The sequence below is a fragment of the Aliivibrio wodanis genome (assembly GCF_052920805.1).
This window is the reverse complement of record NZ_JBREXA010000001.1, coordinates 1,453,835-1,467,614: the sequence shown is the minus strand read 5'-3', so window position 1 is coordinate 1,467,614 and position 13,780 is coordinate 1,453,835. Positions and strand designations below refer to the sequence as shown.

11 protein-coding genes and 1 pseudogene are annotated in these 13,780 nt (G+C 37.9%); 1 reads left to right on the top strand and 11 read right to left on the bottom strand.

Annotation, left to right across the window (positions count from 1 at the left end; genetic code table 11):
- Window positions 1–80 precede the first annotated feature (80 nt).
- The 3 genes from ACU5DF_RS06630 to ACU5DF_RS06620 all read right to left on the bottom strand — a co-directional run bounded on the left by ACU5DF_RS06630 (window position 81) and on the right by ACU5DF_RS06620 (window position 1,941).
- Window positions 81–1,058: a pentapeptide repeat-containing protein gene (locus tag ACU5DF_RS06630; RefSeq protein ID WP_446712274.1), complete on the bottom strand. Its 978-nt coding sequence runs from the start codon at window positions 1,056–1,058 to the stop codon at window positions 81–83.
- A 99-nt stretch (window positions 1,059–1,157) separates the two neighbouring features.
- Entirely contained in the window at window positions 1,158–1,631 is a 474-nt protein-coding gene (locus ACU5DF_RS06625) for a methylated-DNA--[protein]-cysteine S-methyltransferase (protein WP_446712273.1), read from the bottom strand.
- A 1-nt stretch (window position 1,632) separates the two neighbouring features.
- Window positions 1,633–1,941, bottom strand: coding sequence for an ArsR/SmtB family transcription factor (locus tag ACU5DF_RS06620; protein ID WP_446712272.1), 309 nt, complete (start codon window positions 1,939–1,941; stop codon window positions 1,633–1,635).
- Window positions 1,942–2,048: 107 nt separating this feature from the next.
- Here ACU5DF_RS06620 and ACU5DF_RS06615 point away from each other — a divergent pair, with 107 nt between their 5' ends.
- Window positions 2,049–2,969 carry a permease gene (locus ACU5DF_RS06615; RefSeq protein WP_446712271.1) on the top strand — a complete coding sequence of 307 codons (921 nt, stop codon included), beginning with the start codon at window positions 2,049–2,051 and terminating at the stop codon, window positions 2,967–2,969.
- 90 nt (window positions 2,970–3,059) lie between these two features.
- Here the strand turns inward: ACU5DF_RS06615 and glpD are convergent, their stop codons facing one another.
- The 8 genes and pseudogenes from glpD to ACU5DF_RS06575 form a co-directional block, all read right to left on the bottom strand.
- Window positions 3,060–4,607, bottom strand: coding sequence for a glycerol-3-phosphate dehydrogenase (glpD, locus tag ACU5DF_RS06610; protein WP_446712270.1), 1,548 nt, complete (start codon window positions 4,605–4,607; stop codon window positions 3,060–3,062).
- Window positions 4,608–4,789: 182 nt separating this feature from the next.
- Window positions 4,790–5,557, bottom strand: coding sequence for a DeoR/GlpR family transcriptional regulator (locus ACU5DF_RS06605; protein WP_045104299.1), 768 nt, complete (start codon window positions 5,555–5,557; stop codon window positions 4,790–4,792).
- A 189-nt stretch (window positions 5,558–5,746) separates the two neighbouring features.
- Complete coding sequence (glpK, locus tag ACU5DF_RS06600; RefSeq protein WP_045104300.1) at window positions 5,747–7,261, bottom strand: glycerol kinase GlpK; 1,515 nt, start codon at window positions 7,259–7,261, stop codon at window positions 5,747–5,749.
- A gap of 75 nt (window positions 7,262–7,336) precedes the next feature.
- Window positions 7,337–8,193 (bottom strand): annotated as a pseudogene (locus ACU5DF_RS06595) (MIP/aquaporin family protein).
- A 464-nt stretch (window positions 8,194–8,657) separates the two neighbouring features.
- Window positions 8,658–9,800, bottom strand: coding sequence for an ABC transporter substrate-binding protein (locus ACU5DF_RS06590; protein ID WP_045104302.1), 1,143 nt, complete (start codon window positions 9,798–9,800; stop codon window positions 8,658–8,660).
- 117 nt (window positions 9,801–9,917) lie between these two features.
- Entirely contained in the window at window positions 9,918–11,339 is a 1,422-nt protein-coding gene (locus tag ACU5DF_RS06585) for a sensor histidine kinase (protein WP_446712269.1), read from the bottom strand.
- Entirely contained in the window at window positions 11,327–12,013 is a 687-nt protein-coding gene (locus ACU5DF_RS06580) for a response regulator transcription factor (protein WP_446712268.1), read from the bottom strand. Before ACU5DF_RS06580 ends, ACU5DF_RS06585 begins: the two co-directional genes overlap by 13 nt.
- Window positions 12,014–12,112: 99 nt before the next feature.
- Window positions 12,113–13,750, bottom strand: a complete 1,638-nt coding sequence (locus tag ACU5DF_RS06575; RefSeq protein WP_446712267.1) for a phosphoethanolamine transferase — start codon at window positions 13,748–13,750, stop codon at window positions 12,113–12,115.
- Window positions 13,751–13,780 lie beyond the last annotated feature (30 nt).

Genomic DNA, 13,780 nt, shown 5'->3' with positions numbered 1-13,780 from the left:
AAACTCAAAATTGGCGGCTTAACGTTAATTTAATAAATCAATGCTATATTACCTTAGAAAAAGAAGGATTAAAGTGACAGTTAACGAGTCATTTTCTTTACGAACACCACAACAAATAGAGCCATGGTAAAGCTACCAAGAAAAGCTTCAAACGCAGCTATAAATCGAGCGACACCTACCGGGGATATATCACCGTAACCCAAAGTAGTAAACGTCACCACACTGAAATAAATAGCGTTGAAAAATTCAAAAATGTAAAATTTCCAACCTGTAATACCTGCATAGATGGGATTACTTGATGTCGTATCTAACAAAAAATAAGCCATTGCAGAGGCGAAAATGATCACAAAAGAAAACATCACAACACGTAATGGGGATTCACCATAGCCACAAAAAAGGTCGACACATTTAGATATGATACGCTTAGAACTAAATAGCGGCATTTGATAACGACGATAGCGCATTTCTTTTTTGAAAAACGTTCCTGCGGTTTCAAACAGCCCTTGTTTTTCACACTGCTTTCTAATATTTCGACATACTTCTTCAGCTTCTTGGCACAACGCAACACTCAGTCTCTTATCTCTACTTTTAATCTCATTGATCACTTCTATCTCTTGTTTTAAACACCCACCCCAATCGACATTCTCTAAACGAGCCCGAGTCAGGTCCGCGCCTAGCAAATTACAATTTTCTAACTGAGCACAATGCAAATTGGCATTAATCAACTTAGCCTTCATTAAAGACGTGCCACGTAGGTCTAAACCGAAGAAATGAGCATCACTTAAATCAGCACGATAAAAATCGGCTCCGTGGCACTGAAACCCTTGCTTACAACCTCGATTTACTAAGTCGATATCCTGAAGATCAGTTTTCGCTAACTGAAAACCATCTAGAGGCTTGCCGGATTTCGCCCACGCTTCAACCTGATGTTTTATATCATCCTTGCTTTTATCAACCCCAGGATCATGCCAATAGCAAAGACCAGACTCACCACACGTTTGATCGCACTGCCACCCTTCAAGGTTTTGATAGCTGCATTTATTATTAATATCGTCCATAGCGCCCCCTTACAAGGTAAGTGTAGGAGCTAGAAGGTTAATTACCACGTTAATAATAAAATAATCACTCGTTATTATAGGTATTACAGCAATCTAGGCTTACGATTTCGCTTCTAATTCTAATAATGCCTGTTTAATATCAATGCCTCCGGCATAACCAGTTAAGCTACCATTTTTACCAATAACACGATGGCATGGAACAATAATTGAAATTGGATTTTTACCATTAGCGCCGCCCACTGCTTGAGAAGCTTTTGGGTTACCCACTGCAATAGCGAGATCTTTATAACACCAAGTTTCACCATATGGGATTGCCGTTAAAGCCTTCCATACTTTATTTTGAAATTCAGTACCATTCGCAGCTAGTGGGATAGAAAACTCACGACGGTCACCATTAAAGTATTCTTTTAATTGGCTAACAGTAAGCTTCAATATAGGATGATCATCAGCTTGCACTCCAAAATCACTAAGTACCCTTGCGTGGCTTTCATACCAAACGCCAAGGAGTCCTTCATCATTGCCATTAACGGTGATCATCCCTATTGGGCTATCAAATTGCGTATATACATTCATTTTATTGTTCCTCTTCTTCACACGCTTCATCAAAGCAGCATTCATCTTGTAAGAAACCAATCACTGAGGTTAGTTTTTCATATTCAGCCACACAAAAAAGAGTACGGCCTTCACGACGTTGTGAAATTAGCCCCGCAGACGCTAAACCTGATACATGATGAGACAACGTAGATCCCGGAATATCCAATTTATCTTGAAGCCCACCAACCGCAATTCCTTGGTAACCCGCTCTCACTACACTTTTATAAATAGCTAAACGGGTAGGGTGACCTAGCTCTTTCAATGCTTTAGCGACAATCTCGATGTCCATAGTTTAATCCTCTTTAAATTTATATTTCGATAATACTAGAAATAACTTGATCATACTAATCCTTAAGTATATATTTCGACTATTCCAGAAATATAGAGATTTAGATTATGTTTACAATTACACAAGACATGGTGATGGACACCTTAAATATGTTCGCTTTCTTAGCGGCTGAGTTAACCGTACTATTCTTATTGATTAGCTACCTTGTTGGCGTCTTACAGGAATACATTCCACCAGCAAAGATCCAAAGTATCCTAAGTGGTAAAAATGGCCGTGGCTATATTGTGGCTGGTTTATTAGGTGCAATTACGCCATTTTGCTCATGCTCAACCATTCCTTTTTTGAAAGGTCTATTACGAGCAAAAGCAGGCTTTGGCACGATGATGGTATTCTTATTTGCAAGTCCACTGCTTAACCCAATTATTATTGGTCTATTTGCAGTGACCTTTGGACTTAAAGTTACCGTGTTCTACTTTACGATTGCGATGGGCGTTTCAATCATTGCAGGCTACACGTTAGAAAAACTGGGCTTTGAAAAATACGTAAAAGAAACTGCGTATCTCGCACCTGAACCAAAGTGTTGTGGTTCAACTTGTGGCGGCACAAAAAAAGCACCTCAAAGTAAATGGATCAAAATTTGGAACAGTACCTGGACCGATTTTAAAAAAGTATTGCCTTATTTGATTGGTGGTATCGCACTTGGCTCGATGATCTACGGCTTTATGCCAACAGAATTTGTTGCTCGTATCGCAAGTGAAAATAACCCATTTGCTATCCCAGTAGCAGCCGTGATTGGTATTCCTTTGTATATTCGTGCAGAAGCGGTCATTCCACTAAGTGCAGCATTAGCAGCAAAAGGTATGAGCCTTGGAGCGGTAATGGCATTAATTATTGGTAGTGCAGGGGCAAGTTTAACCGAAGTAATTTTACTTAAATCTATCTTCAAAAACCAAATGATTGCGGCATTCTTAATCGTGATCTTGGGTATGGCAGTAAGTGCAGGATTTTTATACCAATTTATGTTTTAGTTAGTACTAAAATCTTATAACCCCCACAGTTGATTATCCAACATTGGGGGTTATTTCATAATAAAGATTATTTGAGGGTCGCTTTATCGTTTAGCTTACTTGAGCAAGTATAGCTCTCTTTTTTGTTCCTAATTTCTCAATCATATATTGAGTAACTTCAGCTTGCTGCTCTTGAGTCAAATATAAACCAAGTTTAGTTCTTCGCCATAAGATATCTTCAGCTTTTTGAGAGAATTCATGATTGATCAAATAATCAATCTCAGCTTGATATACCCCTTCAGAAAATACACGCCCCATATCAGTTTCAGAGTTTATATTTTCCAATAATGTCCAGACTAATGTACCAAATTGATTTACATATCGTGTTGCTGTTTTCTCTGACAACCATGAATGTTGACTACAAATATTACTAACCAATTGCGTTCGCGGATAATCAAAATCGCCACCTGGTAATGCTACATTTCTTGTCCATGGGGTTCCCATTTTAGAAAAGTAAGGAGTCAGCATCTTCATTGCTGTTTCACCCAGTTTTCTATACGTTGTTAGCTTTCCACCAAAAATAGACAATAAAGGCGCTTGGTCTAACTCTTGCTCTAACTCTAGAGTGTAATCACGAGTAATCGCTTGAGGTGAATCAGACTCATCATCACACAATGGACGCACGCCACTGTAAGTCCATACCACATCATCACGCTCTATTTGTTCAACAAAATGTTGATTTACAACATCAATTAAATAGTTAACTTCATCTTCTGAAATTTCTACTTTTCTCGGATCGCCTTTGTACTCAACATCTGTGGTGCCTATGATTGAAAAGTCTTCCATGTAAGGAATTACAAACACAATTCGGTTATCTTTATTTTGTAGAATATACGCTTGCTCTTCATCATGAATTTTTGGCACGACAATATGTGAGCCTTTTACCAAGCGGATATTACGAGGGGACTCATCTTCTAAGCTGTCATCAAAGAACTGTTTAACCCATGGCCCCGCCGCATTAACAAGTGCCTTGGCTTTTCGCTCAAAACGCGTGTTTGTTTGCTCATCAAAAATAGTCACATGCCAAATATCATCAACACGAGTGGCTTTTTCAACACGACAATAATTCTTTACTTCTGCGCCGTTTTTCTCTGCAGCCATTGCATTTAGGATCACCAAACGAGCATCATCAACCCAACAGTCTGAATATTCAAAACCTTTAGTCATTTCAGGCTTTAATAAACCTGATGCAGCAAGGTTAACTGAATGACTTGCAGGAAGAGTTGTACGTTTACCTAGATTATCGTAAAGGAACAGACCAGCACGGATCATCCATGCAGGTCGTAAGAATGGGCGATGAGGTAAACGAAAACGCATTGGCTTTGCAATATGTGGCGCTTTAGCTAATAACACTTCACGTTCAGCAAGTGCTTCAGAGACTAAACGAAACTCATAATGTTCTAAATAGCGCAAACCACCGTGAATTAACTTTGAGCTTGCTGATGATGTTGCAGAAGCAAAGTCAGATGCTTCATATAAGCCAACAGTTAGTCCTCGACCAGCAGCATCAGCAGCAACACCGGCCCCATTAATACCACCACCAACTACAATTAAATCTAAAACAGCGCAAGTTGTGTGTGTTTGGTTTTCATTATTCATAGTAGTGACCTCAAATGCCCAACAATGAGCGAACGAACATTAATTACGATAAAGATACGATATCTTAACTTTCGTTTTTAGTCACTTTTTATTTTCGATTTCGAACATTTAGTGTGATACAGATACAAAAAATCCCTGATCTTAGTCAAGAACAGGGATTTTTTATTTATTAGAAGTGAGCGCTACTTTGAAATTACTTCATAAGGGACTTCATTATCTTTTAGAATTGCGACGATCTCTTCTGGTGGCTCTTGATCGGTAATAATCATTTGCAGTTCACTAATATTACCTAAGTTCACCATTGCATTACGACCAAATTTTGTATGATCAACCGCAAGGTAAACACTACGACTATTCTCAATAATCGCTTTTTTCACTCGAACTTCATGATAATCAAAATCCAATAGTGAACCATCATAATCAATACCACTGATCCCCAAGATACCAAAATCTAAACGGAACTGCTTAATGAAATCGAGCGTTGCTTCGCCTACAATTCCACCATCACGATTTCGGACTTCACCACCAGCAAGGATAACTTTAAAATCTGGATTTGCCATTAAGATCATAGCTACGTTGATGTTGTTCGTTACCACACGTAAATCTTTATGGTTTTTAACCAGTGCCTTTGCTACAGATTCTGGCGTAGTACCAATATCAATAAATAGGGTTGCACCATCTGGGATATGTTTCGCTAACGCTTCTGCAATCGTATCTTTCTCATTCAACTGCATTACTTTACGGGTGGTGTATTCTGTATTAACCGAGCTTAATGGAATAGTTGCACCACCATGATGGCGACGGATTTTATTCTCATCTGCCAGTTCGTTTAAATCACGGCGAATGGTCTGTGGGCTGACTTTGAATTGCTCCACTAAATCTTCGGTACTAACATATCCATGTTGTTGCACAAGGTTTACTATTTCTTGGTGTCTTGATAATTGCTTCACGAATTACTCCCCTAATTTCGATCAATCAATGACTTATATTTTTCAACTCAAATCAGTGTACTAAAGAAAATATAAGGAATGAAATTTTTGACGTAAATATGCGTGATATATATCAAACAAAGTTCGGAAAAGAAAAAGGAGCACATAAAATGCACTCCTTTCGTTTATTTAACCATCAAATTAGATTAATTACTCTTCGTCATGCATCTCTGCCCACGATTGTGCACATTTTACTGCGCGTTTCCAACCACGATAACGTTGGTTACGCTTCTCTTCATCATGATGAGGTTCAAACGAACGGTCAATGACAGCCTTACCAGCTAATTCATCTAAGCCACCCCAGAATCCAACGGCTAAACCAGCAAGATAAGCAGCACCTAAAGCGGTAACTTCTGTGACTTGTGGACGATGAACAGCAACATCTAATACATCAGACTGGAACTGCATTAAGAAGTTATTGGCAACCGCGCCACCATCAACACGAAGCGCTGATAATTTGATACCTGAATCCGCTTGCATTGCATCAATAACATCACGAGTTTGGTAAGCAATACTCTCTAGCGTTGCACGAATAATATGGTTAGAGCCACAACCACGTGTTAATCCAACAATCGTACCACGAGCATACGCATCCCAATATGGAGCACCAAGACCTGTAAAGGCTGGAACTACGTATACGCCATTCGATGAATCAACTTTAGTTGCAAAGTATTCAGAGTCTTTTGCATCAGCCAGTAATTTCATTTCATCACGTAACCATTGAATCGATGCTCCGCCCATGAATACCGCACCTTCAAGTGCATAAGACGCTTCACCGCGAGGTCCGCACGCTAGTGTTGTTAATAGGCCATTGCGAGACGTTACTTTTTCTTTACCGGTGTTCATTAGTAAGAAACAACCTGTGCCGTAGGTGTTCTTCGCTTGGCCTTGTTCAACACACATTTGACCGTAAAGTGCTGCTTGTTGATCCCCTGCAATCCCAGCAATTGGAATACGCGTACCGCCTTTACCACCAATGTTTGTTTCACCATATACTTCAGATGATGACTTAACTTCTGGCATCATTGAAAGTGGAATATCTAACTCTTTTAGTAGTTTTTCATCCCATTGCAATGTATTGATATTGAATACCATGGTACGAGAAGCATTTGTGTAATCAGTAACGTGAACACGTCCTTGCGTCATTTTCCACACAAGCCATGTATCTACTGTACCAAACAATAATTTACCCGCTTCTGCGTCTTCGCGAGCGCCTTCAACGTTATCAAGAATCCACTTAATTTTTGTACCTGAGAAATATGGGTCAACAACTAAACCTGTATTTTCACGAATGTATTCTTCAAGGCCTGCTTCTTTCAGTTTTTCACACGTATCTGCAGTACGACGACATTGCCAAACAATGGCGTTATAGACAGGCTTACCCGTTTCTTTATTCCAAACAATCGTTGTTTCACGTTGGTTAGTAATACCAATCGCAGCAATTTGATCACTTCGGATCCCCGCTTTCGCTAAGGTTTCAACTAACGTAGAGCTTTGTGTTGCGTAGATTTCGAGTGGATCATGCTCAACCCATCCTGCTTGAGGATAAATCTGAGTGAATTCACGCTGAGAAACACTGACAATATTCGCGTCGTGGTCAAGAATGACGGCACGAGAGCTGGTAGTTCCTTGGTCAAGTGCAACAATGTATTTTTGCTCAGTCATGATGGAATCCTTTTATATATAAGTTTTAATGTATTAACTCGTAGGGATAAACTTGTTAGTTTTTTATTTATTATATTAAGCTTCAGCTGTTTTTACTTCTTCTTCCGTTTCACACTGATTCGGAATTGTACAGCCTTGACCTGCTGTTGGTAGATAAGCACCAATCATTTTTGGGTAAGCCCAGCCACCGAAACACGCACCTGCAATTGGCGCTAGGATTGGTACGATAAAGTATGGGATTTCTTTTGCTCCTGTTAGGGCGTAATCCCAACCAGCTAAGTAAGCAAACAGTTTTGGTCCAAAATCACGAGCAGGGTTCATTGCAAAGCCAGTTAGAGGACCAAGAGAGAACCACCGATAACCGCAATCAGAATACCAATAAGTAATGGGTTCATTGCACCACGAGATGCGCCATTATGCTCATCACCTAATGCTAAAATACCAAACATAAGAACTGCAGTAATTACAAATTCAACAGCAAACGCGCCTAGCATCGATAAAGAAGGGTGGGGATAAGTTGAAAAGATACCAGCCGTTGATAGTGCAGCTTCACTGCTTCGTAAAAAACCATTCGCAATTTCATAATCAGCAAACAGGTTACTATATAAAGCATAGATCAATGCCGCCGAGCAGAAAGCCCCTAGCAGTTGGGAAATAATATATGGAATCACTTTTGCTTTATTGAATCCATGAAAAGCAGCAAGAGCAATAGTTACTGCTGGATTAATATGTGCACCTGATACACCTGCAGTACAATAAATAGCTATCGAGACACCAAAGCCCCAAATGATACTCACTTCCCATTGACCAAACTCAGCTCCAGTAAGTACGAGTGCAGCAACACAGCCAACACCAAAGAAGATCAATAAGCCTGTTCCTATAAACTCAGCGAGACATTCGCCAAACAGAGTGTGTTGTTTTTTAGTTGTCATAATTCATTCCTTTGTTTGTTATGAACTCACTTCATCAAACTCTGCATTGCAGGTTTACTACACAAGATAAAGGGCTCAATTATTATAAAAATTGTTATACAGCATTCACGTTAAGCAGCGAGAAATGTACTCCTTTTATAATTAATTGAAATGTCAGCAAAGCCAAATTGAGCATTCGAGCACAAAAAATGCGTGTTAGAATAACAAAAAGAAGATCTAGAGCATGAAATAAGCAAACGAACAGGTATGACCAGGTAGGGTGATAATTAAAAAAAAGGGAGAAACAAAAGGAAATTAAGGTAGTTCTTCTCTATAGCTCAATAAAATTCGGCTAACAGCGATATTATAGACAAGATTAGTAACAAGGTACTTATGTGAGATATTTATTCTTTTATAAAATAAATGTTCGTTTGGATACATTAACCATCAAAACGAACATTTCATTAGATTAGATTAGATTCAAATTATTTTCCGTAACGAACTAACCACTCCTTCTCTAACGCCACCTGCCAGCTTGGATGTGGTTCTGCTAAAGATTTAAATAATTTGGTATTTTTTGCTGAGCCAGTTAAATACTGTGATGATACAACAGACGGGTCACCCCACACACTTAAATCCCCTTTACGAGATTGCGCTTCAGGACTGAGCAAGAAGTTAATCGCAACTTGTGCGCCCTCTTTTGCTGACGCATTCCATGGAATTGCTAAAAAGTGAATATTTGATAGTGCGCCCGCTTCCATTGCATAAGCTTGCGTTGTTTCCGCTAACTTACCACTCGCTTGTGCTGAAAACACTTCATTTGGATTAAACGTCACAGCAAGATCAATCTGACCGTCATCTAGTAGTTGTAATGATTGTGCTGTGCCTGATGGGAACTGCTTTCCTTTGCGCCATGCATTTTGATGAAGCTCGTCCAGATATATCCATAGCGGTTGTGTTATTTCAGCAAAATTTGCCTGCTCTACTGGCTTCATTAACTGAGGATTATTATCTGTCAGTTCAATCAATAACGCTTTTAAAAAGCTGGTTCCATGAAACTCTGGTGGTTTTGGATAAGTTACTTTGCCTGGAAACGCCTTGCCATAACTGAGTAGTTCAGCAAAAGATTGTGGCGGATTGCTTAGAGTCTGTTTATCATGGATGAAAACAAGTTGACCTACACCCCATGGCGCTTCTAAGCCTAATGTTGGCTCTGCAAAATCGCTATCAACGGGTAGAGTTTTATTAATAAACTCCCAACTCGGTAATCTCTCAGTAAATGGACCAAATAATAGCTTATTATTTTTCATGGATTTAAAGTTTTCACCATTAATCCAAACCATATCCACGCTACCGCCTTCATTTTTTCCAACAGTCTTTTCTGCAATCAGGCGTGATGTACTTTCTGCAATATCAGCAACTTTAACGTGCTTTAAAGTCACACCATAATTACGCTGTAACTCTTTATCAGCCCAACGAAGATAGTTATTTATCTCTTGGCTGCCCCCCCAAGCATGAAAATATACAGTTTGTCCCTTCGCTTTCTGCTCTATCTCTTTCCATGTGTCCGTAGCATTAACACCAAAAGAAAGTATTACGCTATTGAGCAATAACAACCATTTTTTCATCTTTTTTCCTTTATCCATTAAAGAGTATTTTTATTATGTTAGTCCCGATTATAGTGTATAAATAATGATTATTCAGAGCTTTGTCGTTATATTTAATAATAAAAACACTAATAATATCTATGCTTGAGAAATCAAAACTCTAAACGTTATTAACTGATCTTCCGTATAATCAACTGATATATCATAACCATTTAATTGCGCGATATTCTTCACAATCGAAAGGCCTAGGCCATGCCTGTCAGTGTGGGTTCGTGAACTATCAGCCTGATAGAGTGGTTTAAATAGATTATCTAGATTTTCTTGTGTCAGTTTGATCGCTGTCGTATTTCTAACCTCTAACATAATATGACTAACACTGTCATACCTTATAGAAGCAATAACGTCGGTATTCTCGGCACTATAAAATAATGCGTTATCCAGTAAGTTTTTCACTATAGTTTCTAGACTAAATTTATCAGCATGAATAAAAGACGACTCCAAAGATGAAGTAAACGTTAAGCGGGTAAATATATCAGGGTATTTAAATTGTAACTCTGCACTTATCCTTTCAGCAAAGATATTTATATCAATATCTTTTTTCTCAATGCGGTAATAACCTGATGCACTCTGATTCAACATCATTAATTGGTTAACTATATCTTTCATATTAGATGCAATCGAAAGTACATCTTCTTTGTAAGTTGCTGAGATTCGAATATCATCAGGGAAACGAATGTTCATTTCACTCAAGCTTATAAGTTCTGCAATCGGTGTTTTAAGCTCATGGGCAATATCAGAAGACAACCGCTTTTCATTATCAATATTTTGAATATTCAATTCAATATATCGATTGAGCTCTTTTCTTATAGGTGCTATTTCTCTGCTCTCTTGCGGATTTTTTGCTATTTTTTGAGTATTCGCATCTAATTCTGAAATTTCTTTATTTAATAGATATAGTGAATCAAGCTCTTTATCCACAACTCGGATCACCACAAATCGAATACCAAAAATTACGGTAATGAAAACAAACAGTAGGGATATATCTGCAATAAGTAATATATTACTTACTCTTTGATTAGAGATGGCCAGAGTTAGATACATAGTCTCTATATAAGTAATTTCACTTGGCTTAACATCGGATGATAGCTGTGGCTGAAATCGAGCTGAAATGGCTTTTCCCATACTGCCATCCGGAAGCTTAATATCGAAGATTTGACTATCATGAGTCATAACATCTTGGTAATCTAAATCTACATTATCAAAAAAATCAAGTGATTTAGATTTAGCAAAGGTGCCCTCTTCTGTCCATATCTGAAAATATTGTGCATTTTCTTGTCGCTCAAACTGAGGCATAAAACCTTTATGATATTCAAACTCAATACCATCATTTTCTATTTCAATCAAAGATTTGAAGTAATTTGATTTTTCAACTAACGCATCATCAAACTGCTGATCCACCCAGGCATCTAAAATAAAATCCAAAGACAAAAAAACGACTAACAAAATGATACCAATAATTACTGTCAGTGCATTAACTAACCTATCTTTTATTGAGTACATGAGCGTTTTTCCAAGTAATAACCAAAACCACGTTTATTTTTAATGGGTAACTCACCCTCTAACGCTTTTGCTTTTTTACGCACAGAAGAAAGGTGTGACTCTATGGTATTTTTTGAAAGAGAATCAAATGATCCTACGACGTAACTACTAATATTCTCAGTCGTCATTACTTGGTTTTTCGATAAGAATAGACACTCAATGATTTTGTATTCATTTTTCGTTAAGTCAATTAATTGCCCATTAAACTCCAACTCTTTTTTAGCAAGGTCGAGCCTAAAACCACCTGACTTTACCTCATCATCATTATTTTTCACTGTACCTCTGCGAGCAACTGTTAGAATTCTTGCATGCAGTTCATCAAAAGAAAATGGTTTTACTAGATAATCATCCGCACCTGAAAGCAAACCCTCAATACGATCTTCTGGCTGTGATTTTGCTGATAAAATAATCACTTTAACGTCATTGCCCATTTTACGAATACTTTTTAATAACGTGATGCCATCAACGTTAGGTAACATCAAATCTAAAATAATAAAATCATACTCATTAATGAGCGCCATTGACAAGCCAACTGAGCCATCTCCAGTTTCATCAATCGTAAAACCTAGATTACTTAAGCCAACGACCAAACTACGTCGCAAATGTTCAGAGTCTTCAATCAAGAGTATCTTCATTTATTTATACCATAGCTACTTTTTATAAACTGATAATAGCAAAAATGGGGAAATCATTCTCATGATCCCCCCATTTCATCTCTCAACTTAATAGACCAATTATAGTCCTTGAGTTAACATAATATCTAATGTGTTATCTTTAGCTTTTGTTTTCACACCAAATAAACCTAATGTGGTATGAAATAAGTTATCGTGAGAGTAGTCACCTATTGCCGATTTTTTAACAACACTCGCTTTATCTAGCCCTTTTTGGTTTGCGTAATCATTACTCATCCAAATATACCAAGGCACATGAGTCTGCTCTTTTGGCGCAATCATGTATGGCGCACCATGAAGATATAAACCATTCTCACCTAATGACTCACCATGATCTGAAATATACAGTAATACTACATTGTATTTATTTGAATAGGCTTCTAATTTTTTAATCGTTTGTGCTATAACATAATCGGTATACACCAGAGTATTATCATAAACATTGATGATCTCTCTGTCTGTACAGTTCTCAATATCACTACGATTACAGGCCGGTGTATATACTGCCATATTTTCAGGATAACGCTTCCAATACGTTGGACCATGGCTACCAATCATATGCAGCACATACATTTGATCGCCTTTGGTATGTTGAATTCGCTCATCCAATCCCTCTAATAAGATTTCATCATAACAACTTGAGCCATTACATAATGCTGATTTTTCATGATTGGTAATCATCTCTTTTTCAATGTTTTTAGCTACCGCTTTATCACCGCCGTCATTGTCAATCCACACTATTTTTACACCCGCATGGGTTAACACATCCAATAAATCGTCTTGGCTATTCGCACGATCTTTATTGTAATTAGTACGCTTCATGTTAGAGAACATGCATGGTAATGAGTGTGCCGTTGCAGTACCACATGAACTAACATTCTGAAATGCTATTAGTCCTAAATCTTTTGTGTATGGGTTTGTTTCTCTTACATAACCATTGTAAGTGCTGTTTTGGGCGCGAGCTGTTTCACCCACTAACATCACCATTAGAGTTGGCTTACCATTCTTCGCAGGAATAAGCGCCGCATCTTCACCAATCTTGATGTAATCCAAAGGAGCTGTTAAATACTCATTATTAATATATTTTACTGTATTGAAAGCGTCTGCTGGATTAATCATTTTATTAAGGTATGAGTTATTTCGACCAATAGAGACGTAATCTTTAAAATAAAAAACTGAAATTAATAATATGCCTACAATCGCTATACTTATTAATGTTGCTCGATGAAAAAGTTCTTTCGCCCATGATGTATGACGTACAATTTTGACCCTTAATAGCAGTGCCGCCGGCATGAACCCCAAAAAAACCACATATAAAATTGAAGCACCACTTAAATAGGAAGAGGCTTCATCCACATTAGTCTCAAAGATATTCTCTATCATGGCATAATCAAACATGGTGTTGTACTGCAACCCGGCATAAAACGCCATGGCTGATGTAATAACTAATACCGTAACAACACCTTTAAATACATAAGGAAAAGCAATAAGAGAGAAAATCATGATAAATGCACAAGTTAAAAGTGCGGGTGTCAAAAACAAAAAGACTGCCTGACCTTGAGAAAGCGCATAAATCTTTTCATTAATTGGGTAATTAAACACAACAGCAAAATACAACGAAACAATAGTGATTAAAGACACCATGTTCAGCTCTATTTTTTGATTTTTAAATTTTGAGAACAGTTCCGACAACACAAGCATACCTTCAGATCTTTTAAGAATGAGACGAGT

Bases quoted from the DNA above. Each gene is read 5' to 3' on its own strand.
- ACU5DF_RS06620 (WP_446712272.1), bottom strand. From the start codon at position 1,941: ATGGACATCGAGATTGTCGCTAAAGCATTGAAAGAGCTAGGTCACCCT.
- ACU5DF_RS06630 (WP_446712274.1), bottom strand. From the start codon at position 1,058: ATGGACGATATTAATAATAAATGCAGCTATCAAAACCTTGAAGGGTGG.
- glpK (WP_045104300.1), bottom strand. From the start codon at position 7,261: ATGACTGAGCAAAAATACATTGTTGCACTTGACCAAGGAACTACCAGC.
- ACU5DF_RS06585 (WP_446712269.1), bottom strand. From the start codon at position 11,339: ATGTACTCAATAAAAGATAGGTTAGTTAATGCACTGACAGTAATTATT.
- ACU5DF_RS06575 (WP_446712267.1), bottom strand. From the start codon at position 13,750: ATGCTTGTGTTGTCGGAACTGTTCTCAAAATTTAAAAATCAAAAAATA.
- glpD (WP_446712270.1), bottom strand. From the start codon at position 4,607: ATGAATAATGAAAACCAAACACACACAACTTGCGCTGTTTTAGATTTA.
- ACU5DF_RS06580 (WP_446712268.1), bottom strand. From the start codon at position 12,013: ATGAAGATACTCTTGATTGAAGACTCTGAACATTTGCGACGTAGTTTG.
- ACU5DF_RS06615 (WP_446712271.1), top strand. From the start codon at position 2,049: ATGTTTACAATTACACAAGACATGGTGATGGACACCTTAAATATGTTC.
- ACU5DF_RS06590 (WP_045104302.1), bottom strand. From the start codon at position 9,800: ATGAAAAAATGGTTGTTATTGCTCAATAGCGTAATACTTTCTTTTGGT.
- ACU5DF_RS06625 (WP_446712273.1), bottom strand. From the start codon at position 1,631: ATGAATGTATATACGCAATTTGATAGCCCAATAGGGATGATCACCGTT.